The 21,659-nt window shown below is 64.3% G+C and carries 17 protein-coding genes; 11 read left to right on the top strand and 6 right to left on the bottom strand.

Features of this window, described 5'->3' with window-relative positions; genetic code table 11:
• Positions 1–54: 54 nt before the first annotated feature.
• From U5805_RS29660 to fixL, 4 genes are all read right to left on the bottom strand, one after another.
• Positions 55–2,154, bottom strand: coding sequence for a M3 family metallopeptidase (locus tag U5805_RS29660; protein WP_322107051.1), 2,100 nt, complete (start codon positions 2,152–2,154; stop codon positions 55–57).
• A gap of 325 nt (positions 2,155–2,479) precedes the next feature.
• Entirely contained in the window at positions 2,480–3,337 is an 858-nt protein-coding gene (gene folD, locus U5805_RS29655) for a bifunctional methylenetetrahydrofolate dehydrogenase/methenyltetrahydrofolate cyclohydrolase FolD (protein ID WP_322107050.1), read from the bottom strand.
• A gap of 247 nt (positions 3,338–3,584) precedes the next feature.
• Positions 3,585–4,235: an oxygen response regulator transcription factor FixJ gene (fixJ, locus tag U5805_RS29650; RefSeq protein WP_322107049.1), complete on the bottom strand. Its 651-nt coding sequence runs from the start codon at positions 4,233–4,235 to the stop codon at positions 3,585–3,587.
• Entirely contained in the window at positions 4,232–6,745 is a 2,514-nt protein-coding gene (fixL, locus tag U5805_RS29645) for an oxygen sensor histidine kinase FixL (protein WP_322107048.1), read from the bottom strand. The genes fixJ and fixL overlap by 4 nt, the downstream gene beginning before the upstream one ends.
• A 292-nt stretch (positions 6,746–7,037) precedes the next feature.
• Here fixL and aceE point away from each other — a divergent pair, with 292 nt between their 5' ends.
• The 4 genes from aceE (at position 7,038) to U5805_RS29625 (ending at position 13,675) form a co-directional block, all read left to right on the top strand.
• On the top strand, positions 7,038–9,734 hold the full coding sequence (gene aceE, locus U5805_RS29640) for a pyruvate dehydrogenase (acetyl-transferring), homodimeric type (RefSeq protein WP_322107047.1): 2,697 nt from the start codon (positions 7,038–7,040) through the stop codon (positions 9,732–9,734).
• 79 nt (positions 9,735–9,813) lie between these two features.
• Positions 9,814–11,520 (top strand): dihydrolipoyllysine-residue acetyltransferase, encoded by a 1,707-nt coding sequence (gene aceF, locus U5805_RS29635; protein WP_322107046.1) that lies wholly within the window; start codon positions 9,814–9,816, stop codon positions 11,518–11,520.
• Between the two features lie 86 nt (positions 11,521–11,606).
• On the top strand, positions 11,607–13,406 hold the full coding sequence (gene lpdA / locus U5805_RS29630; RefSeq protein WP_322107045.1) for a dihydrolipoyl dehydrogenase: 1,800 nt from the start codon (positions 11,607–11,609) through the stop codon (positions 13,404–13,406).
• A gap of 5 nt (positions 13,407–13,411) precedes the next feature.
• Entirely contained in the window at positions 13,412–13,675 is a 264-nt protein-coding gene (locus U5805_RS29625; protein WP_322107044.1) for a hypothetical protein, read from the top strand.
• A gap of 60 nt (positions 13,676–13,735) precedes the next feature.
• On the opposite strand, the gene U5805_RS29620 is transcribed toward U5805_RS29625, so the two are convergent.
• Positions 13,736–14,308, bottom strand: coding sequence for a phasin family protein (locus U5805_RS29620; protein ID WP_322107043.1), 573 nt, complete (start codon positions 14,306–14,308; stop codon positions 13,736–13,738).
• Between the two features lie 327 nt (positions 14,309–14,635).
• On the opposite strand from U5805_RS29620, the gene U5805_RS29615 reads away from it, so the two are divergent.
• Entirely contained in the window at positions 14,636–14,947 is a 312-nt protein-coding gene (locus U5805_RS29615; protein ID WP_322107042.1) for a hypothetical protein, read from the top strand.
• A 186-nt stretch (positions 14,948–15,133) separates the two neighbouring features.
• A complete protein-coding gene (gene pbpG, locus U5805_RS29610) occupies positions 15,134–16,333 on the top strand; it encodes a D-alanyl-D-alanine endopeptidase (protein ID WP_322107041.1) in 1,200 nt (399 codons plus the stop codon).
• Positions 16,334–16,659: 326 nt separating this feature from the next.
• On the opposite strand, the gene U5805_RS29605 is transcribed toward pbpG, so the two are convergent.
• A complete protein-coding gene (locus tag U5805_RS29605) occupies positions 16,660–17,460 on the bottom strand; it encodes an IclR family transcriptional regulator (RefSeq protein ID WP_322107040.1) in 801 nt (266 codons plus the stop codon).
• 188 nt (positions 17,461–17,648) lie between these two features.
• Here U5805_RS29605 and U5805_RS29600 point away from each other — a divergent pair, with 188 nt between their 5' ends.
• The 5 genes from U5805_RS29600 to iscR all read left to right on the top strand — a co-directional run bounded on the left by U5805_RS29600 (position 17,649) and on the right by iscR (position 21,599).
• Positions 17,649–18,371, top strand: a complete 723-nt coding sequence (locus U5805_RS29600; protein WP_322107039.1) for a (Fe-S)-binding protein — start codon at positions 17,649–17,651, stop codon at positions 18,369–18,371.
• A 77-nt stretch (positions 18,372–18,448) separates the two neighbouring features.
• On the top strand, positions 18,449–19,897 hold the full coding sequence (locus U5805_RS29595) for a lactate utilization protein B (protein WP_322107038.1): 1,449 nt from the start codon (positions 18,449–18,451) through the stop codon (positions 19,895–19,897).
• 157 nt (positions 19,898–20,054) lie between these two features.
• Positions 20,055–20,285: a hypothetical protein gene (locus U5805_RS29590; RefSeq protein WP_322107037.1), complete on the top strand. Its 231-nt coding sequence runs from the start codon at positions 20,055–20,057 to the stop codon at positions 20,283–20,285.
• A gap of 118 nt (positions 20,286–20,403) precedes the next feature.
• Positions 20,404–20,886, top strand: a complete 483-nt coding sequence (locus tag U5805_RS29585; RefSeq protein WP_322107036.1) for a low molecular weight protein-tyrosine-phosphatase — start codon at positions 20,404–20,406, stop codon at positions 20,884–20,886.
• Positions 20,887–21,065: 179 nt separating this feature from the next.
• Entirely contained in the window at positions 21,066–21,599 is a 534-nt protein-coding gene (gene iscR, locus U5805_RS29580) for a Fe-S cluster assembly transcriptional regulator IscR (protein ID WP_143887201.1), read from the top strand.
• The last annotated feature ends 60 nt before the right edge of the window (positions 21,600–21,659 follow it).

Genomic DNA, 21,659 nt, shown 5'->3' with positions numbered 1-21,659 from the left:
ACCGCGCACCGGAGTGCGCGGTTTTCGTCGGCGAGGCGAGGAAACGGCCCGCGTTCAGTGTTGCGCGGGCGGCTGCTCCATGCCGTTGTGGCGCAGCAGGGCGTCGATGCTCGGCTCGCGGCCGCGGAACGCCTTGAACGATTCCATTGCCGGGCGGCTGCCGCCCACTTCGAGAATTTCCCTGCGATAGCGCGTGCCCGTGGCCGCGTCGAGCACGCTCGACTGCGCGGATTGCGCGGCTTCCTCGAAGGCGGCGTAGGCGTCGGCGGAAAGCACCTCGGCCCATTTGTAGCTGTAGTAGCCCGCCGCATAGCCGCCCGCGAAGATGTGGCTGAACGTGTTGGGCCAGCGCGAGAACGACGCTTGCGGAATCACGTGGTAACGCTCGTTGATCTCGCGCGCGAAGTCGGTCACGGTCTTGCCCTGCGAGGCGTCGAAGTCGACGTGCAGCGCCATGTCGAACATCGAAAACACGATCTGGCGCAGCGTGCCCAGACCGCTCTGGAAGTTCTTCGCGGCGAGCATCTTGTCGAACAGTTCGCGCGGCAGCGGCTTGGCGGTTTCGACGTGCGAGGTCATTTCGGTGAGCACGTCCCACTCCCAGCAGAAGTTCTCCATGAACTGCGAGGGCAGCTCCACCGCATCCCATTCCACGCCGTTGATGCCCGACACCGAAAGTTCATCGACGCGCGTGAGCATGTGATGCAGGCCGTGGCCGAACTCGTGGAAGAGGGTGATGACTTCGTCGTGCGTGAAGCAGGCGGGGCGTCCGCCCACGGGCGCCGAGAAGTTGCAGGTGAGATACGCGACGGGCGTTTGCACGCCGTGGCCGTCGAGCTTGCGGCGCGAGCGCGCGTCGTCCATCCATGCGCCGCCGCGCTTGCCTTCGCGTGCATAGAGGTCGAGATAGAACTGCGCGACGAGCGTGCCGTCAGTGTTCTCGACGCGGAAGAAGCGCACGTTGTCGTTCCAGACCGGCGCGCTGTCGTCGCGAATACGCACGCCGAAGAGGGTTTCCGTGACCTTGAACAGACCCTTGAGCACGAAGTCCTCCGGGAAATACTGCTTCACTTCGTTTTCCGAGAACGAATAGCGCTTCTGGCGCAGGCGCTCCGCCGCGAACGCCACGTCCCAAGGCTCCAGTTGCGCGAGGCCGAGTTCGCTCGCGGCGAATTCGCGCAGTTCCTCCCAGTCTTTTTCCGCATGCGGACGCGCGCGCGTGGCGAGGTCTTCGAGAAAGCTCATGACCTGTGCCGGCGACTCCGCCATCTTCGGCGCGAGCGAGACTTCGGCGAAGTTGTCGTAGCCGAGCATTTTCGCTTCTTCGTGGCGCAGCTTCAGTTGTTCCTCGACGATGGCCGTGTTGTCCCATTCGGCCTTGCCGCCGCCGTACACGGGCCCGAGTTCGGACGCGCGCGTGACGTAGGCGCGGTACATCGTCTCGCGCATCGCACGGTTTTCCGAATACTGGAGCACCGGAAAATACGACGGGAAGTGCAGCGTGAACTTCCAGCCTTCCTTGTTCTCGCGTTCGGCGGCTTCGCGCGCGCCGGCAATCACGTCCTCGGGCAGGCCCGCAAGTTCGGTTTCGCTCGCGGCATAGAACGCATAACCGTTGGTGGCGTCGAGCACGTGGTCCGAAAACGCCTTCGAGAGCGCGGCCTGGCGCTCCTGAAGCTCGGCGAAACGCGGCTTCTGGTCCTCGGGCAATTCCGCGCCCGAAAGGCGGAAGTCGCGCACGGCGTTGTCGAGAATCTTCTTGCGCTCGGTCGAGAGCAGCTCGAACGAGCTGTGGTTGGTGATGGCCTTGTACTTCTTGAACAGTTCGAGATTCTGGCCGACGCTCGACCAGAATTCGGTCACGCGCGGCAGGTTCTCGCCATGCACGGCGCGCAGCTCGGGCGTGTCGGCCACGGCGTTCAGATGGCCGACCACGCCCCAGGCGCGCGAGAGCGGCTCCGTGACGCGTTCGACGGGCTCGACCACGTCGTCCCATTGCGCGGGCGTGATGGGCGCCGCGGCGCGCTCGACAGCCGCCCTGGCGTTCGCGAGCAGCACGTCGAGCGCGGGCGTGACGTGCTCGGGGCGAATTTCGCCGAAGCGCGGCAGGCCGCTGAAATCGAGGAGCGGATTGTCGGAATTCGAAGTAGCCATGATGCGTCCTGTTCCTGTCTGTCGCGGTTGAGTGGAGTGGGGCCGCGCCGCAGCGCGCCCGGTGTGTGGCGATAGAACGACTATTGGGGCGGAAATGCGTTTTCCAAGCCGGTTTTCCGGGCGGCGCGTTCGGGGCGCGCATTCGGGGCACGCATTCGAGGCGCGTATTCAAACGCGCGCCCGCGCCGCGCCCGGCACGGCCGTCCAGCCATGCGAGCAAATTAACAGATGTCGCGCGCGCATGGCGCAAACCGCGCGCGCAATGAAAAAGCGGCCCGCGCGGGGCCGCCTTTTTGGCGCGTTCGGCGCGAAGCGAGGCGTGCGCTCAGATGGCGTTCACCGCGCGTTCCGCCGCTTCGATCGTGTTCACGAGCAGCATGGTGATGGTCATCGGGCCGACGCCGCCCGGCACCGGCGTGATGAAACCGGCCACGTCCTTCAGGCCCGCGAAATCGACGTCGCCGCACAGCTTGCCGTTGTCGTCGCGGTTCATGCCCACGTCGATCACCGTGACGCCCGGCTTGACCATGTCGGCGGTCAGGACGTTGCGCTTGCCGACGGCGGCCACGACGATGTCGGCGTCGCGCGTGTGTTTCGCGAGGTCGCGCGTCTTGCTGTGGCAGATCGTCACCGTCGCGCCCTTTTCGAGCAGCAGCAGCGCCATCGGCTTGCCGACGATGTTCGAGCGGCCGATCACCACGGCGTTCGCGCCTTCGAGCGCGATCTTGTATTCCTCGAACATCTTCATCACGCCGTAGGGCGTGCAGGGGCGAAAGAGCGGCTGGCCGGTCATCAGCGCGCCCGCGTTGGCCACATGAAAGCCGTCCACGTCCTTTTCGGGTGCGATCGCCTCGATCACCTTGTGGCTGTCGATGTGCTTCGGCAGCGGCAGTTGCACGAGGATGCCGTTGATCTTCGGATCGCGGTTGAGTTCGTCGATGCGCTTGAGCAGATCGGCTTCGGAAAGCGACCCGGGATAGCGGTCGTACGACGAATGCAGGCCGTTATCCTCGCAAGCCTTGATCTTGTTGCGCACGTAGACTTCGCTCGCCGGATTGTCGCCGACCAGCACGACCGCGAGGCCCGGCTGATGGCCGCGTGCGGTGAGGGCGGCGGCGCGCGTGGCGACGTCGGCGCGCAGTTTTTTCGAGAGGGCAACGCCGTCGATGAGGGTGGCAGTCATGGTCGGTCGAGATCGAGAGTAGAGCGATGTGGGCGATGCGAAGCGGGCGCGCGAGTGGGGCGCTCGATGCGCGCTGGCGAAGGCCGACATTATACCCGCGCGGCGCAAGGGCTTTTGCGCGAGCGGATAGGGCGGAAAGCGGAAGAAAAGCGGGAGAAAAGTGGGGACGGACGCGGCGCGGGTGCGAAAACCCCGCGCCGCGCCGCACGTTCCCGCCGCTGCGGCGCGAGAACGCGAAACCGGGCGCTTACTGCTGCTGCGCCTGTTGCGGCTTGTTGGAAAGCGCGAGACGCAGCAGGTCGGCGACCGTGTTGACGTTGAGCTTTTCCATGATGTTGGCGCGGTGCGCCTCGACCGTCTTGATGCTGATGCCGAGATCGTCGGCGATCTGCTTGTTCAGGCGCCCCGCGATGATGCGTTCGAGCACCTGATGCTCGCGCGCCGTGAGCTTGCCCAGCCGCTCGGCGGCCGCGCGCTGCTGCTGCGCGTTGCTGCTTTCGTTGCGCGCCTTGTCGAGCATGCGCTCGACGAGCTTGCGCAGTTCGGCTTCGTCGAACGGCTTCTCGATGAAGTCCATCGCGCCTTTCTTCATGGTGGAGACGGCCATCGGCACGTCGCCGTGACCGGTCACGAAAATGGTCGGCAGCGAAGCGTTTTCGGCGATCAGGCGCTCCTGCAATTCGAGGCCGCTCATGCCCGACATGCGCACGTCCAGAATCAGGCAGGCGATTTGCCCGGCCTGCTGCGCCGGCTGATAGCCCTCGAGGAATTCCTCCGCGCTGTTGAAGCACTGCACGCGGTAGCCGTTCGCTTCAAGGAGCCAACGCAGCGAGTCTCGTACGGCCTCGTCGTCATCGACAACAAAGACGGTTTCCTGGGTGGTGACTGGGCTGTTCATGGCTCTCCCGTAACGGTTTGTGGAGTCGGCTCGCCGGCGCTCCGCGAGGAGCTGTCCGATTCGCCGATGGGCAGACTGCAATGGAACGTGGCACCGCTGATGTGGCCGTCGGCTTCGACGTTGTTGACCACCCAGAGGCGTCCTCGATGCGATTCGATGATGGAGCGGCAAATGTTCAGGCCCATGCCCATGCCGTCCGACTTGGTGCTGTAGAACGGCTCGAAGAGGCGCTCGGCCGTGGCTTCGTCCACGCCCGGGCCCTGGTCGACCACGCTGATGCAGACGTGGCCGCCTTCGCGCTTGACGATCACGCGAATGACGGGGTCCACCGCGTTCGGGCGCGCCTCGGCCATGGCTTCGGCGGCGTTCTTGAGCAGATTGACGAGCACCTGCTCGATCAGCACCGGATCGACGTAGATCACGGGCATGCGCGAGCGCATGTCGGTGACGATGCGGATGCGGCGTTTGCGCGCTTCGATCTCGGCGAGCCCCACGGCGTCGGCGACGATGTCGGCCACGCGCGTGGCCTGGCGCTTGGGTTCGGAGCGTTTCACGAATTCGCGAATGCGCTTGATGATCATGCCGGCGCGCACGGCCTGCTGCGCCGTTTTTTCGAGCACCGGCAGCAGGTTGTCGGGCGCGGCGCGCCCCGATTTCACGAGCGCGACGGTGCCCGAGGCGTAGTTGTTGATCGCGGCGAGCGGCTGGTTCAGTTCGTGCGCGAGAGACGAGGCCATTTCGCCCATCGTCATCAGGCGGCTCGTGAATTGCAGCTTTTCGTCCTGCTGGCGCGCGAGTTCCTGCGCCTGCTTGCGCGTGGTGATGTCGGTCGCGATCTGCATCTGCGCGAGGTGGCCGTCGACCCACTGAATGTACTGGCGGCGCACTTCGAACCACTTCTGGATGCTTTCGACGTACACCTCCTGCGCGTCCGCCGTGCTTTCCGTGAGCGCCGCGGCGGGCAGGCCCGCGAAGGCGTCGACCATGTCGATGGAATCCGACGAGGCGCTCGCGGAATCGAAGCCGCCGCCGCCCGCGAGTTCCAGATGTCCGTCCGGGCGAATGCCGAACAGGTGACGGTAATAGCGGTTCGCGAACAACAGTTCGGCTTCGTCGGCGGCGAGCACGGACACCGCCGCGTCGAGGCTTTCGAGCACGGTGGTGAAGCGCTCGTGCGCCGCGGCGAGTTCCTCGCGCGCGCGCTTGGGCTCCGTGATGTCGGTCATCGACGACATCCAGCCGGTCTGGCGTCCCGAACTGTCGATCAGCGGCGACACGTAGAGGCGCGCGTGGAACTGCGAGCCGTCCTTGCGGCGCACGCGCAACTCGAAGCCCGAGGAGGGCGCCTTGCCGCGCAGCGTCATGTCGAGCTGACGCTGCATTTCCGGGTAGGCGTCGCGCGGCCAGTACGGAAACGGCGCGGTCTTGCCGACGAGATCGGCTTCGTCCCAGCCCGTCATGCGGCAGAACGCCGGGTTCACGTGCGTGATGCGGCCGTGCATGTCGAGCACGCGCATGCCGATCAGCACCGAATTTTCCATCGCGCGGCGGAAGAATGCCTCGGCGTAAAGCGCCTGCTGCGCCTCGAAGCGCTGGCGCGTGTGCTTCCACAGGCTCCACAGGCTCCACAGCACGAAGCACGACAGCCCCGCGACCAGCCACACGAGCGTGTTGTTCGTGAAGTTGGTCATCTGCGGATACGAATACACGCGCACGGAAACGCCTTGGCCTGGCGGGTCCAGCGGCAGATCGTAATAGACGTCGCGCGGCAGGCGCGGGCGCGTGGACGTGGTGGCGAGTTCGCGGTTGTTCGCGTCGAGAATCGAAATCTTGTACTTGGCCGACAGCTCCGGCGGGATGTCGTGCTTGAGAATGCCTTCGACCGAGAACACGGCCGCGATCGAGCCAAGGAATTCGCGGTCGCGGTAGACCGGCGTCTGCAAGGTGATGTAGCCGTTGCCCACGTCGTCGTAAATGAGCGGCGAATAGACCTGGCGGCGCGTCGCGCGCGCTTCCGCGAAGGCGGCCTTCACGGCGTCGTCCATCTGCTCGTCGTTGGGCTTGGCGAGGCGCTGGCCGAACACGGGGAGCGCGGTATTGGGCCAGCGCGGCTGTTCCTGGCTCGTGTACCAGTTCAGGTACAGGATTTCAGGATGGCCCTGCATGATGTCCGTGGTGGACGTCTGGAAATATTGCGGGTCGTTGTGACCGGCCACGAGATCGCGCGAAAGCGCCTGGAGCTGTTCTTGCGCGCCCGTCATGGAAAGGCGGATCTGCTGCTGCGCCCACGCCACGTTGCGGTAAAGCGTGTCTTCCTGCTGTTGCTGCTCGCGGCGGTTCAGGCTCCAGAGAATCAGGCTCATGACGACCAGGAACACCAGGATCGACAGGAGCGGCGTCAGCAAATAGGAGTTCGACCACCAGGGTCCGTGGTGCCAGCGAGACGGCGACGACTCGCCCGGCGTTCCGGGCGGCCGCGCCGAGCGTGCGAAAAGCCGTTCGGTCAACATGGCAAGGATTGTAGCGCAGCGTAAGACCCGGAAATGCGGCGAAAAAAGCGGTAAATCGCCGATAAACCGGCGCAAACTGACCGTTATCGCGCGAGCGGAGAGAACCATTCAGCGTGCGCCGCAGCAATTTTCCACATTATAAAATCGCATCTCGCAATTCGAAAATTTTGTTGCGCGATGCCGAGCGGGGTCATTACAATCGCCCGAAGCTGCCGCGGTCGGCCAAGGTTGCGCCCTGCGCTGCCGCCCGCATGGTCCGATCAACAGCGTTCCCTACATCCAGGAGACGAGCATGTCCGCTGTACCCGACGAAGTCCTCAAGTACGTTGCCGCCGACAAGGACGAGGATCCCCAGGAAACCGCCGAATGGCTCGAAGCGCTCGACGGCGTCATTTCGACTGTCGGTCCCGACCGCGCCCACTATCTGATCGAGAAGCAGATCGAGTTCGCGCGCGTGCATGGCGAACATCTGCCGTTCTCCGCGAACACGCCGTACATCAACACGATCCCCGTCGCCAACCAGGCCAGGAATCCGGGCGACCAGGACATCGAGCACCGCATTCGTTCGTACACGCGCTGGAACGCCATGGCCATGGTCCTGCGCGCGGGCAAGGACACCAACGTGGGCGGCCATATCGCGTCGTTCGCCTCCGCGGCCACGCTCTATGACGTCGGGTACAACCACTTCTGGCATGCGCCGTCGGCCGAACACGGCGGCGACCTGATCTTCGTGCAGGGCCACTCGTCGCCGGGCGTCTACTCGCGCGCGTTCCTGCTCGGCCGCCTGACCGAGAAGCAGCTCGACAACTTCCGCCAGGAAGTGGGCGGCGAGGGCATCTCGTCGTATCCGCACCCGTGGCTGATGCCGGACTTCTGGCAATTCCCGACCGTCTCGATGGGACTCGGCCCGATCATGGCGATCTACCAGGCGCGCTTCATGAAGTACCTGCAAGCGCGCGGCATCGCCAAGACCGAAGGCCGCAAGGTCTGGGCTTTCCTCGGCGACGGCGAAACCGACGAGCCGGAATCGCTCGGCGCGATCGGCATGGCGGGCCGCGAGCGTCTGGACAACCTCGTGTTCGTCATCAACTGCAACCTGCAACGTCTCGACGGGCCGGTGCGCGGCAACGGCAAGATCATCCAGGAACTCGAAAGCGAGTTCCGCGGCGCCGGCTGGAACGTCATCAAGGTCATCTGGGGCAGCCGCTGGGACGCCCTCTTCGCACGCGACAAGTCCGGCGCGCTGATGCGCCGCATGATGGAAGTGGTCGACGGCGAATACCAGACGTACAAGTCGGAGTCGGGCGCCTTCGTGCGCGAGCACTTCTTCAACACGCCGGAACTCAAGGCGCTGGTCGCCGACTGGTCCGACGACGACATCTGGAACCTGAACCGCGGCGGTCACGATCCGCACAAGATCTACGCGGCGTTCACGGAAGCCACCCAATCGAAGGGCCAGCCGACCGTCATCCTCGCGAAGACGATCAAGGGCTACGGCATGGGCGAAGCCGGCCAGGCCATGAACATCACCCACCAGCAGAAGAAGATGCAGGTGGATCAGCTCAAGAAGTTCCGCGACCAGTTCCGTCTGCCGATCACGGACGAGCAGATCGTCGACGTGCCGTATCTCACGTTCGAGGAAGGCTCGAAGGAACTCGAATACATGCGCCAGAAGCGCATGGACCTGGGCGGCTACCTGCCCGCGCGCCGCCAGAAGGCGGAGTCGCTGCCGGTGCCGGCGCTCGACGTGTTCGAGCCGCTGCTCAAGGGCACGGGCGAAGGCCGCGAGATTTCCACGACCATGGCGTTCGTGCGTATCCTCAACATCCTGTTGAAGGACAAGCAGCTCGGCAAGCGCGTCGTGCCGATCGTGCCGGACGAGTCGCGCACCTTCGGCATGGAAGGCCTGTTCCGCCAGATCGGCATCTGGAACCAGCAAGGCCAGAAGTACGTACCGGAAGATTCCGATCAACTGATGTTCTACAAGGAATCGGAAACCGGCCAGATTCTCCAGGAAGGCATCAACGAAGCCGGCGGCATGTCGGACTGGATCGCGGCCGCCACGTCGTACTCGACGCACGGCGAGACGATGATCCCGTTCTACATCTTCTATTCGATGTTCGGCATGCAGCGTATCGGCGACCTCGTGTGGGCCGCCGGCGACATGCGCTCGCGCGGCTTCCTGCTGGGCGGCACGGCCGGCCGTACGACGCTCAACGGCGAAGGCTTGCAGCACGAAGACGGCCACTCGCTCCTGTGGGCGGCCTCGGTGCCGAACTGCGTGAGCTACGACCCGACGTTCGGCTACGAACTCGCCGTCATCATGCAGGACGGTCTGCGCCGCATGGTGCAGGAACAGGAAGACGTGTTCTATTACGTCACGGTGATGAACGAGAACTACGAGCACCCGGCCATTCCGCAGGGTGACGGCGTCGCGAAGGACATCATCAAGGGCATGTACGCGTTCCGCAAGGGCGACGCCAAGGCGAAGGGCCCGCGCGTTCAACTGATGGGCGCGGGCACGATCTTCAACGAAGTGATCGCCGCCGCCGACCTGCTCAAGAACGACTGGGGCGTCGAGTCCGACCTCTGGAGCGTGCCGAGCTTCACGGAACTCGCGCGCGAAGGTCACGAAGTCGAGCGCTGGAACCTGCTGCACCCGAGCGAGCCGCGCCGCGAATCGCACGTCGAAAAACTGCTCAAGGGCACGGAAGGCCCGATCATCGCGTCGACCGACTACGTTCGCGCGCTGGTCGACCAGATTCGTGGCCTCGTGCCGCGCAAGTTCGTGGTGCTCGGCACCGACGGCTTCGGCCGTTCCGACACGCGCGAGAAGCTGCGTCACTTCTTCGAAGTCGATCGTTACTGGACGACGGTTGCGGCGCTCAATGCGCTCGCGGACGAAGGCAAGATCGAACGCAAGGTTGTGGGCGAAGCCATCGCCAAATACAACCTCGATCCGTCCAAACCCAACCCGATGACCGTCTAATCCATCACCCCCCTGTGCATGGCATGCGCGCCTCCCCGAAGCGGGGAGGCGTCTCGTATGCGGCCCCGGAGACAAAACAATGAGTCAAGCGATCGAAGTGAAGGTGCCGGACATCGGCGATTACAAGGACATTCCTGTGATCGAGGTGCTGGTCAAGGCGGGCGATACCGTCGAAAAAGAGCAGTCGCTCATCACGCTGGAGTCGGACAAGGCGACGATGGACGTGCCGAGCCCCGCGTCGGGCACGGTCAAGGAAGTGAAGGTCAAGGTCGGCGACAACGTCTCGGAAGGCGTGCTCGTCCTCGTGCTGGAAGGCGAGGGCGCGGCTGCGCCTGCCGCCGCACCGGCCGCGCCGGCCGCGAAGGAAGCGAAAGAAGAGAAGGCCGCGCCGGCCGCCGCGCCCGCCCAGGCGGCTGCGCCCGCGCCGGCCAAGGCCGCCGCGCCCGCCGCGAGCGGCGGCGTGCAGAGCGTCAAGGTTCCCGACATCGGCGACTACAAGGACGTGCCCGTCATCGAGATCGGCGTGAAGGTCGGCGATCGCGTGGAGAAAGAACAGTCGCTCGTCACGCTCGAATCGGACAAGGCCACGATGGACGTGCCGAGCCCGGTCGCGGGTGTCGTCAAGGAAATCAAGGTCAAGGTCGGCGACAACGTGTCGGAAGGCACGGAAATCATCGTCGTCGAAGCCGAAGGTGCCGCCGCCGCGAGCGCGCCCGCCGCGGCGCCCGCGCAGCCGAGCGCGGAGCAGCCGTCCGACGCGCCGCACGCCGCTCCGGCCAGGCCCGCTCCCGCCGCGCCCTCGGCGCTCGCGCAGGCGCCGGTCATTCCGGCGGGCGAAGGCGGCGCGCGCCGCCCAAGCCACGCTTCGCCTTCCGTGCGCAAGTTCGCGCGCGATCTGGGCGTCGACGTTGCCCGCGTCACCGGCACGGGTCCGAAGGGCCGCATTACGCAGGACGACGTCACCGCGTTCGTGAAGGGCGTGATGACGGGCGCGCTTGCGGCGCCGGCCGGCGCGGCCGCGGCTCCGGCCGCGGGCGGCGCGGGCGGCGCGGGCCTGAACCTGCTGCCGTGGCCGAAGATCGACTTCACGAAGTTCGGCCCGATCGACACGCAGCCGCTCTCGCGCATCAAGAAGATCTCGGGCGCGAACCTGCATCGCAACTGGGTCATGATCCCGCACGTCACGAACAACGACGAAGCGGACATCACCGAACTCGAAGCGCTGCGCGTGCAGTTGAACAAGGAAAACGAGAAGGCGGGCGTGAAGTTCACGATGCTCGCGTTCGTCATCAAGGCTTGCGTCGCGGCGCTCAAGAAGTTCCCGGCATTCAACGCGAGCCTCGACGGCGACAACCTCGTATTCAAGCAGTACTACCACATCGGTTTTGCCGCCGACACGCCGAACGGCCTCGTCGTTCCGGTGATCCGCGACGCCGACAAGAAGGGTCTCGTCGACATCGCGAAGGAAATGGCCGAGCTGTCGAAGCTCGCGCGCGAAGGCAAGCTCAAGCCGGACCAGATGCAAGGCGGCTGCTTCTCGATCTCGTCGCTCGGCGGCATCGGCGGCACGCACTTCACGCCGATCATCAACGCGCCGGAAGTGGCGATCCTCGGTCTTTCGAAGAGCGCGATGAAGCCCGTGTGGGACGGCAAGCAGTTCGTGCCGCGTCTCACGCTGCCGCTTTCGCTTTCGTACGATCACCGCGTGATCGACGGTGCGGCGGCCGCGCGCTTCAACGCGTACCTCGCCTCGATCCTCGGCGATTTCCGCCGCGTCATTCTCTGATCGGCGCACGCTGCCGCGCCGCGCGCATTCGTGAAAACGGATAGCGTGCCGCGCGGCGGCGTCCGATCGCTCCAAAAGGGGACACCATGAGTCTCGTCGAAGTGAAAGTGCCGGACATCGGCGACTTCAAGGACATCGACGTCATCGAAGTCAGCATCAAGCCCGGCGACGTGATCGAGAAAGAGCAGACGCTGCTCTCGCTCGAGTCGGACAAGGCCACGATGGAAGTGCCCAGCGATGTCGCGGGCACGGTCAAGGAAGTGAAGATCAAGCAGGGCGACAAGGTCTCGCAAGGCACGGTGATCGCGCTGGTCGAGGCGTCGGAAGGCGCGGCCAAGTCCGCCGAAGCGTCGAAGCCGGCGCAAGCGCCCAAGTCCGAGGCGCCCAAGGCCCAGGCGCCCCAGGCCGCCAAGGCCGCCGAAGCGCCCAAGGCCGCGGCACCCGCGCCGCAAGCCGGCAGTTTTAGCGGCAGCGCCGACCTCGAGTGCGACATGCTCGTTCTGGGCGCGGGCCCCGGCGGCTATTCGGCGGCGTTCCGCTCGGCCGACCTCGGCATGAAGACGGTGCTGGTCGAGCGTTATTCGACGCTCGGCGGCGTGTGCCTGAACGTGGGCTGCATTCCGTCGAAGGCGCTGCTGCACACGGCGCTCGTGATCGACGAAGCGGCCGCGCTCGGCTCGCACGGCATCACGTTCGGCAAGCCGCAGATCGACCTGGACCGCCTGCGCGACTTCAAGTCGGGCGTCGTCAAGAAGCTTACCGGCGGCCTTGCAGGCATGGCGAAGGCGCGCAAGGTGGAAGTCGTGACGGGCGTGGGCGCGTTTCTCGACCCCCATCACATGGAAGTGACGGGCGAGGGCGGCAAGAAGATCGTCAAGTTCAAGCAGGCGATCATCGCGGCCGGCTCGCAGGCCGTGAAGCTGCCGTTCATGCCGGAAGACCCGCGCGTGGTCGATTCGACGGGCGCGCTCGAACTGCGCCAGTTGCCGCAGAAGATGCTCGTGATCGGCGGCGGCATCATCGGTCTCGAAATGGCGACCGTGTATTCCACGCTGGGCGCGCAGATCGACGTGGTGGAAATGCTCGACGGCCTGATGGCCGGCGCCGACCGCGATCTCGTGAAGGTCTGGGAGAAGTACAACGCGAAGCGTTTCGCGAACGTCATGCTCAAGACCAAAACGACGAAGGCCGAAGCGAAGGACGACGGCATCTACGTGACGTTCGAGGGCGAGAAGGCGCCGGCCGAACCGCAGCGCTATGACCTCGTGCTGGTTGCCGTGGGCCGCTCGCCCAACGGCAAGAAGATCGGCGCGGACAAGGCGGGCGTGGCGGTCACGGATCGCGGCTTCATCGAAGTCGACAAGCAACTGCGCACCAACGTGCCGCACATTTTCGCGATCGGCGACGTGGTCGGTCAGCCGATGCTCGCGCACAAGGCCGTGCATGAGGGCCACGTGGCGGCGGAAGCGGCGCACGGCGAGAAGGCGTATTTCGACGCGCTGCAAATTCCTTCGGTGGCCTACACCGACCCGGAAGTGGCCTGGGCCGGCAAGACCGAGGACCAGTGCAAGGCCGAAGGCATCAAGTACGGCAAGGCCGTGTTCCCGTGGGCCGCTTCGGGCCGCGCGATCGCCAACGGCCGCGACGAAGGTTTCACGAAGCTGATTTTCGACGAAGAGACGCATCGCGTGATCGGCGGCGGCATCGTCGGCCTGAATGCGGGCGATCTCATCAGCGAAGTCTGCCTCGCGGTCGAGATGGGCGCGGACGCGACCGACATCGGCAAGACGATTCACCCGCACCCGACGCTGGGCGAATCGGTCGGTATGGCCGCCGAATTGTACGAAGGCGTCTGTACGGATCTTCCGCCGCAAAAGAAGAAGTAATCGGCATGCCGCGCGTCGAAAGGCGCGCGGGCATGAGAAAACGGCGCATTCCGCGAGGAGTGCGCCGTTTTTGTTTGGGCGATGTGTTTAGCGCGCGGGTTTGTGCGGTTTCATGCGCTTTCGTGCGCTTTGGTTTCGCCGCGCCAGCCGAGCGTTGCGTTCAGAAAGCGCTCGAAAATAGCTCAACGGCGCTCAAAAAATTCCCGGTCACCGGTGACCGGGCAAACGGCACGCCGAAACGGCATGCCGGAGCGTCGGAGGTGGCGTGAAGCGCGTTATCGCCCGCGTTATGCCGGCGATGCGCGCCGGTTTGCGGCAGCGAAGCCGGCTTAAACCGTTTTCTTGACCGAAGCGGCAGCCGAACGCGACGCTTGCGCGGCGGCCTTGCTCGCCGCGGCGGTGGCGGCGTTGAAGTTGCTTTCGGCCATTTCCACGGCTTGCCTCGTGGCCTTGTGAACCGTTTCGTAGGTCGTGTTGGCGGCATTGATGGCCGACTTGATCACGGCGACGGCGGTTTCCGAGCCGGCCGGCGCGTTCTTCGCGACGTTGTCGACGAGCGACTGGACCTTGCGGTTCTGCTCTTCGTAATGGGCTTCGGCGACCTTCGCGAATTCGGCCTGCGTGGCCGAGGTGATCTCATAAACGTGACGGCCATACGACAGCAGCTTTTCGGTCAGCGGCTGGGCGTAGCTCGATTGCAGCGCCAGCAGTTCCTGCGCGTCCTTCACCGACAGCGCGCGCTGGGCGTGTTCCTGCGATTCCGCCAGATTCGAGCGGACAGCCTGAAGGTTCAATTCGACGAGCTTTTCCACGCCTTCGAACGCCTTGCTGGTCAGACCGAACAGCGTTTCGAGGTTGGCTTTCTGGGCGGCGGCGAATTGCTCAGGGGGCAGCAGACTCATGTTTACGCTCCTGGATGGTTGGCGGCCTTCGTGGGTCGCCTGGAGTAAGTGGCAAGGCGCTGGTGCTCTGCGCGTGCTTTGTGCGTCGCAGCATTGATCTCGATTTTAGGACGCCGGGCGAGAAAGTCAAGCCATTTTGATGCATTGCACAATGTTGATAATTTATTATTAAACAAACACTTATGCCGCGTGCATCTCAAAACTGCGCGCGTCGCGCGGCACTCGTGCGATGGCCGGCCGTGGCGCGCCGGCAGGCGTTGGCCGAACTCCGTCCAAGCAAGCCCGTGCGGCTTCTGGCAAGATGCGCGCTGGATCGGGTGATAACGCGTGAAGGATTTTCCTCAGTGCGTCCACCAGATTCCTACATGGAACGTTAAAGACCCAAAGCTGTCGAACGCGCGTCGCGCGGCATGGCGGCGCTGGCGATTTGACAATCGAACCGGTATTTCCCCTTACTTCAAGTTCTGTACGACGCAAGCCGTAAACGCAGCAAAAGCCGCAGCAAAAGCCGCAGCAAAAGCCGCAGCAAAAGCCGCAGCAAAAGCCGCAGCAAAAGCCGCAGCAAAAGCCGCAGCAAAAGCCGCAGCAAAAGCCGCAGCAAAAGCCGCAGCAAAGGCGCATTGCGCGTTGCACGTGTAAGCATCGTCGCAGCGGGGGGATCGTCCGTTCGATTGTCTGTCTCCATCAAATGCGGGAAGTGCATTGGCTTGCTCAATCGAAGGTCAGACTTCGGTTTAATGAGCGCCGATAAGTGCTTCAATTTGCGAAATTTTCGTGGTTTTACTACACTTGGCGAACGATCCCGCCGCTCCATCAAGAACACCAATGAAATTCGACAAGCCCCTGTCGTTCAAACTGATGCCGACGTCGGTCGTCAGCACCGCGCTGTCGGTGGCTGTGTCCGTGGCCATCAGCGCGACGCTCGTGGTGCCCGAGGGCGCCTTTGCTGCGTCGCAAACCGCCTCCGCCAAAACGGCCAAGGCGAAAAAGGTCACTAAAACGGTCGCGAAGGCCGCGCCGCCCTCGGCGAAGGCCGCGCCTGCCTCGGCGAAGGTCGCGAGGAAAGGCGCCGCCCGCACCGTCGCTGCCAAAGACGACGATGCGCGTGTGGTGGCGAAGAAGCGCCGCGTCACCTACACGATGAATGGCCGTCATCGCACCGCGGTTCGCCGCGTGGCGTTCGAGCCGCGTCAGCCGACGGTCGGCCAGGCGTTCGGCCTGCATGAAGCGCCGGACACGTTGATGCTGCGTTCGGGCGTGGCCTACGTGGTCGACCAGAATTCGCTTGAACCGCTTTTCGACAAGAATTCGCGCGCCGTGGTGCCGATCGCCTCGATCTCGAAGCTCATGACCGCGATGGTGGTGCTCGACTCGAAGGAATCGCTCTCGGAGCCGATCGAAGTCACGGACGAAGACCGCGACTACGAGAAGAACACGGGTTCGCGTCTGTCGGTGGGTTCGGTGCTCTCGCGCGAGGATATGCTGCACATCGCGCTGATGGCTTCGGAAAACCGCGCGGCGGCCGCGTTGTCGCGCTATTACCCGGGCGGGCGGCCCGCGTTTATCGCCGCAATGAACGCGAAGGCGAGGCAACTCGGGATGACCGACACGCACTTCGAGAATTCCACCGGCCTCACGAGCCACAACGTGTCGAGCGCGCGTGACCTCGTGAAGATGGTGAACGCCGCGTATCAATATCCGCTGATTCGCCAGTTCTCCACCGACCACAGCTACGACGTGTACACGGGCAAGCGCAATCTCGCCTACAACAGCACGAATGCGCTGATCCGCAATCCGTCGTGGGACATCGGGCTGCAAAAGACGGGCTTCATCAACGAAGCCGGCGAGTGCCTCGTGATGCAGACGACCATCCACAATCGTCCTGTAATCATGGTGCTGCTCGATTCGAGCGGCAAGTATTCCCGTTTCGCCGACGCCACGCGCGTACGCACGTGGCTCGACAACGGCGGCGCGGATCAGCAACCGCGCATCACCAGCGCGGACGCGGGCGGAGCGGGGACCTGAGCCGCTTCGTTCGTCCTTGTGCTGTATCCGGCCGGCGCCGACATCAACGCCCCGCGATTGCGGGGCGTTTTGTTTTCGAGGCCGCCAAAGCGCTGAGAGCGTCCTCGCGTTGGAGCGACATCGTTGCGTGGTCGCACGGCCGGGAGGGGTGCCGCATCGACTCGGCGTTGCTCGATACGCTCAAACGGTGAAGCAGGCGAACCTGACGAACGACGCTCGCGGGATCGACGCGAAAATCAATCGCCGGTTGAACGCGCCGTCACGTAAAAGAAAAAGCGGAGGCAACGCTCCGCTTTGTGGCTGCTTCGGATGGGAAGCGCAGAGGCTTACGCCGGCTGAACGACGCCTTCGACGGGTTCCGCGTGATAGCCCAGCGACTCGGAAATCGTGAGTGCCGTCTTGCTCAGTTGATTGAGCCACGAATCTTGCAGGCGGTCAGCCGGTGCGGAAAGCGAGAGGCCCGCCACGAGCTTGCCCGTGTCGTCGTAAATGCCGGCCGCGATGCAACGCACGCCTAGCTCGAGTTCTTCGTTGTCGCGTGCGCAGTACTGCTGGCGCACATGCGCGAGTTCGCGTTCGAGGCGCGTGAGATCGGTAATGCTGTTGCGCGTATGGCCGGAAAGACCGGTGCGGGTGGCGTAGGCGCGCACGCGATTGGCTTCGTCGGCGGCGAGAAAGAGCTTGCCCACGGAAGTGAGATGCAGCGGCGCGCGGCCGCCGATGGCACGCACCACCTGCATGCCCGAGCGTTCCGAATAGGCGCGTTCGATATAGACGATCTCGTCGCCCTGGCGCACCGAAAGATTGACCGTTTGCCCCGTCAGGCGGTGCAGTTCGCGCATGGGCGTCAGCGCGGCGTCGCGCACCGAAAGGCGCGCTTTCACCAGATTGCCGAGTTCGAGCAGGCGCATGCCGAGCCGGTACGTGCCGGGGTCGGAGCGGTCCACGAGACGGCAGCTCACCATGTCATTGAGAATGCGATGCGCCGTGGAAGGATGCAGTTCGGTGCGCTGCGCCAATTCCTTCAGGCTGACGGGATCGCTGTGCGCAGCCAATGCGTCCAGCAGGCGCATCATGCGCTCGATCACCTGAATCGAGGTCTTCGGATCTGGATGGGTGTCGCTCATGGGTTCAGATTCGTTGGACGCGTGAGGCGGAAACTCATTGTATATCGTATTGTGAAAAAAGAAAGCGCCTCGCCGGGTTTTACGCTGCGCCGCGGCATCGTGCCCGCGCTCGCCTGCCGGTGCAGACCCGCGTTGGTCCGCGCCGGGAAACAGCGGATAATCGGGCACGGTTTTTACGAGGAGTCCCCATGCGAGTCGGTTTGTTCGTTACGTGCCTGATCGACACAATGCGTCCGGAAATCGGTTTTTCGGCGCTTAAACTGCTCGAAGAAGCGGGCTACGAGGTCGCGGTGCCGTCTGCGCAAACCTGTTGCGGCCAGCCTGCCTACAACTCCGGCGAACGGGCGCTGGCGCGCGATCTCGCGGAAAAAACGCTGCGCGAATTCGAGCAATTCGATTATGTGGTCGTGCCTTCGGGCTCGTGCGGCGGCATGATCCGCGTGCATTACGGCGACCTGTTTCGCGACGACCCCGAACTCATGGCGCGCTACGGCAAGCTGCGCGAGCGCGTCTACGAACTCACCGACTTTCTCGTCAACGTCGCGAAAGTCGCGCTGCCCCAGGGCGATTTCGCCGGTCCCGTCACGTACCACGACTCGTGCGCGGGCCTGCGCGAACTCGGCGTCAAGGCGCAGCCGCGCGCGCTGCTGGCGCAACGTGGCATCGAGGTGCGCGAGATGAAGGATTGCGAGCATTGCTGCGGTTTCGGCGGCACCTTCGCGGTGAAGTACGGCGCGATCTCGACAGCCATCGCGGACGAAAAGTGCGCCAACGTGCAGGCAAGCGGAACGCGCGCCGTCGTGCTGGGCGACCTCGGCTGCATGCTCAATATCGAAGGGCGGTTGCGTCGCACCGGCGATACCGCCACGCGCGTGCTCCATATCGCCCAAGTGCTGGCGGGTGACGTGTGACGCTCCGCTAACGCTGCCTTTCAGTTTGTTTCGCGTTTGCCCCGAACTCGTCCCTCTCGCCTCATTTCGCCCACGCCATGCAAGTCCAATCGATGCAGTTCAAGGCGCGCGCCGGTCAAAAACTCGCCGACGAGCGCTTGCAGCACAACCTCAAGAAGCTCTCGACCAAGTTCGTGTCGGCGCGGGCCGAGGCCATTACCGCCATTGATTTTCCTGCTACGCGCGCGGCGCTCAAGGCGCGGCGCAATCGCGCGCTCGAGAATCTCGACGTCTGGCTCGAGCAATTCGAAACCGAAGCCACGCGGCGCGGCGTGACCGTGCTCTATGCGCAAACGTCGCACGACGCCGCGAAGCTGGTCGCCGATATTGCGCGCAAGCACGAAGTGCGCAAGGTGATCAAGACCAAGTCGATGGTTTCGGAGGAGATGAAGCTCAACACCGTGCTTGCCGAAATGGGCGTGCAGTCGATCGAAACGGATCTCGGCGAATACATCTTGCAGATCAACGGCAACGAGCCGCCGAGCCACATCATTGCGCCCGTGGTTCACAAGGACAAGGACGAGATCGCCGATCTCTTCGCCAAAACCCATGCGAAGCCGCGCCTCACCGAAATCCCCGACATGACGCGCGAGGCGCGCGAGGTGCTGCGGCCGCACTTCCTTTCGGCGGACATGGGCGTGACGGGCGGCAATTTCCTCGTCGCGGAAACGGGCTCGGTCGTGCTGGTGACGAACGAAGGCAACGAGGGCATGTGTACGGTCATGCCGCGTGTCCACGTGGCGGTAACCGGCATCGAAAAAGTCCTGCCCACCCTGGAGGACCTCGCCACGGCCATGCGCCTGTTGCCGCGCTCGGCCACGGGGCAGGCCACCTCGAATTATTTCTCGATCCTCACCGGCCCGCGCGGCGAGCAAGATCAGGACGGCCCGGAGCACATGTACGTGGTGCTCGTCGACGGCGGCCGCACGGGCCTGATCGGCGGCGAGTTCCAGGAAATGCTGCGCTGTATTCGCTGCGGCGCGTGCATGAATCATTGTCCCGTGTATCAGAAGGTGGGCGGCCATGCCTACGGCTGGGTCTATCCGGGGCCGATGGGTTCGGTGCTCACGCCCAGCTATGTGGGACTCGAAAAATCGCTCGATCTGCCGCAAGCGGCCACGCTCTGCGGCGAATGCAACAGCGTCTGTCCGGTCGGCATTCCGCTTTCGGATCTGCTGCGCAAGTTGCGCGAAAAGCAGGTCGAGCGCCGCTTGCGGCCGTGGCGCGAGCGTGCGGCGCTCGCTGCGTGGGGCTGGTTCGCGCTGCATCCGGCCGCCTATGCGCTGCTCTCGAAGCTGAGCGTGCGCGTGCTCGAACGCCTGGGCGGGCAAGGCCGTCTGATCCGCAAGCTGCCGTTCGCGCGGGGCTGGACCGACGGCCGCGACATGCCGGCGCCCACCGGCCGCACGTTCCGCGAACTGTACGCGGCGCGGCAGACGCATCTGGACGCGACGGCGCATAACCGTGGAGCGCGTGGAAAGGCGTAGCGCGGCGGCTTCGCGCGCAGGTATCGGCGCACTGTTTAACCTGGAACAACAGTGTGTTCGTTCGAGGCGGGTTTTTCCTGATTGCAACTCTCTATATCATTTCGACTGGCGATAGTGTGCCCCCTGCACATCGCCCTACTGTCGAGAGAGTCGCATCATGAAAAAGAAAATAACGGTGTACTGGCCGCTGGCGCTGATCCTGCCGCTGGCCGCAATCGCATGGGTTCATGCGTGGAAAACGACCGAGCAGCAAATGCCGCTCGCCGCGGAGCAGGTCACGGCCGAACTGGCGCGTGCCGTTTCGTTCGGGCTTGTCGAAAGCGAAGGCAAGACGCCGGTGAAAGCCATGAGCGGCGTCGCCACGCTGCCGCCGTCGAGCGCGATCTGAATGGTCGTCCTCTAACCCGGCACGAAAGCGCGGCGTGGACTGCCGAGCGCGCGCATCGTGCCCTTTGTATAATTCGAGATTGGTTTTCGCGCGCCGACTGGCCGCAATCTGTTCCACGATGAAAAAGGTTTCCGTCTGCTTCGTTTGTCTCGGCAACATCTGCCGCTCGCCCACGGCGGAAGCCGTGATGCGCCGTCTTGTCGACGAGGCTGGCTTGAGCGCGCGCGTGCTGGTCGATTCGGCGGGGACGGGCAACTGGCATGCCGGCGAAGCGCCCGACGAGCGCGCCCAGCGCGCGGGCGGCCAGCGCGGCTACGATCTTGCGCCGTTGCGCGCGCGTCAGATCGCCGGCGCCGATTTTGGGCGCTTCGACCTCATCGTGGCGATGGACGACGCCAACGTGAGCGCATTACAGGCCGTTTGTCCCGCTGCGGAGCGCGACAAGATCCGTCTGCTGATGGAGTTCGCGCCGGGAAGCGACGCGCGCGTGGTTGCCGATCCGTATTTTGGCGGCGACCGGGGTTTCGAAATGGTGCTCGATCAATGCGAGGCCGCGTGCGCGGGATTGCTCGCGGCGTTGCGCACCCAGTTGGCGGATTGAGTTCGATTAATGAGCGGCGCGAGGGTGCCGGCGTGCGGTTCGGCCGGAATGCGGGTTTCGCGCTATTTTGGCTATTCGCAGGCCGCCTAATAACCCGATTCGCGGCGCGGATACTTGACTAAACTAGTCATGTATTTATACTTGACGAAAATTGTCGAGAATTGCGGTTCCCCTACATCATGAGACTCACCACGAAAGGCCGTTTCGCCGTCACGGCGATGATCGACCTGGCCCTGCGCCAGGAGCAGGGCCCGGTGACGCTTGCGGGTATCAGCCAGCGCCAGCACATCTCGCTGTCGTACCTCGAACAACTGTTCGGCAAGCTGCGCCGTCATGAAATCGTCGAGTCGGTTCGCGGACCGGGCGGCGGCTATAACCTCGCGCGTCGCGCCGAGGACGTCACGGTGGCGGACATCATCATCGCCGTGGACGAGCCGCTGGACGCCACGCAGTGCGGCGGCAAGGGCGCGTGCGAGGGCACGAAACAGCACGACGGCCATTGCATGACGCACGAGCTGTGGTCCACGTTGAACCAGAAGATGGTCGAGTATCTCGATTCGGTGTCGCTCAAGGATCTGGTGGACAAGCAGCGCGCCCGCGAAGGCGCCGCGCCCGCCGTCCTGCGCGACCGCCGCACCGAGGCGCCCGCGGTCGAGCCCGTGAGGGCGGTGCCGCTCGGGCCGAACTCGATCTTCAACATGGCGAGTTCGTGACCTGGATGAATCGGGCGTGCATGCCCACGCACAAACACAGTACAGCGCAGCACACAGATT

It is taken from the genome of Paraburkholderia sp. J41 (assembly GCF_905220235.1).
Taxonomy (GTDB): Bacteria; Pseudomonadota; Gammaproteobacteria; order Burkholderiales; family Burkholderiaceae; genus Paraburkholderia.
Note: the sequence above shows the minus strand (reverse complement) of the source record. Positions and strands in the feature narration are given on the sequence as shown.

Bases quoted from the DNA above. Each gene is read 5' to 3' on its own strand.
- fixL (WP_322107048.1), bottom strand. From the start codon at position 6,745: ATGTTGACCGAACGGCTTTTCGCACGCTCGGCGCGGCCGCCCGGAACG.
- U5805_RS29585 (WP_322107036.1), top strand. From the start codon at position 20,404: ATGAAAAAGGTTTCCGTCTGCTTCGTTTGTCTCGGCAACATCTGCCGC.
- U5805_RS29660 (WP_322107051.1), bottom strand. From the start codon at position 2,154: ATGGCTACTTCGAATTCCGACAATCCGCTCCTCGATTTCAGCGGCCTG.
- U5805_RS29590 (WP_322107037.1), top strand. From the start codon at position 20,055: ATGAAAAAGAAAATAACGGTGTACTGGCCGCTGGCGCTGATCCTGCCG.
- aceE (WP_322107047.1), top strand. From the start codon at position 7,038: ATGTCCGCTGTACCCGACGAAGTCCTCAAGTACGTTGCCGCCGACAAG.
- fixJ (WP_322107049.1), bottom strand. From the start codon at position 4,235: ATGAACAGCCCAGTCACCACCCAGGAAACCGTCTTTGTTGTCGATGAC.
- U5805_RS29600 (WP_322107039.1), top strand. From the start codon at position 17,649: ATGCGAGTCGGTTTGTTCGTTACGTGCCTGATCGACACAATGCGTCCG.
- folD (WP_322107050.1), bottom strand. From the start codon at position 3,337: ATGACTGCCACCCTCATCGACGGCGTTGCCCTCTCGAAAAAACTGCGC.
- pbpG (WP_322107041.1), top strand. From the start codon at position 15,134: ATGAAATTCGACAAGCCCCTGTCGTTCAAACTGATGCCGACGTCGGTC.
- aceF (WP_322107046.1), top strand. From the start codon at position 9,814: ATGAGTCAAGCGATCGAAGTGAAGGTGCCGGACATCGGCGATTACAAG.
- U5805_RS29605 (WP_322107040.1), bottom strand. From the start codon at position 17,460: ATGAGCGACACCCATCCAGATCCGAAGACCTCGATTCAGGTGATCGAG.
- U5805_RS29620 (WP_322107043.1), bottom strand. From the start codon at position 14,308: ATGAGTCTGCTGCCCCCTGAGCAATTCGCCGCCGCCCAGAAAGCCAAC.
- iscR (WP_143887201.1), top strand. From the start codon at position 21,066: ATGAGACTCACCACGAAAGGCCGTTTCGCCGTCACGGCGATGATCGAC.
- U5805_RS29595 (WP_322107038.1), top strand. From the start codon at position 18,449: ATGCAAGTCCAATCGATGCAGTTCAAGGCGCGCGCCGGTCAAAAACTC.
- U5805_RS29625 (WP_322107044.1), top strand. From the start codon at position 13,412: ATGCCGCGCGTCGAAAGGCGCGCGGGCATGAGAAAACGGCGCATTCCG.
- lpdA (WP_322107045.1), top strand. From the start codon at position 11,607: ATGAGTCTCGTCGAAGTGAAAGTGCCGGACATCGGCGACTTCAAGGAC.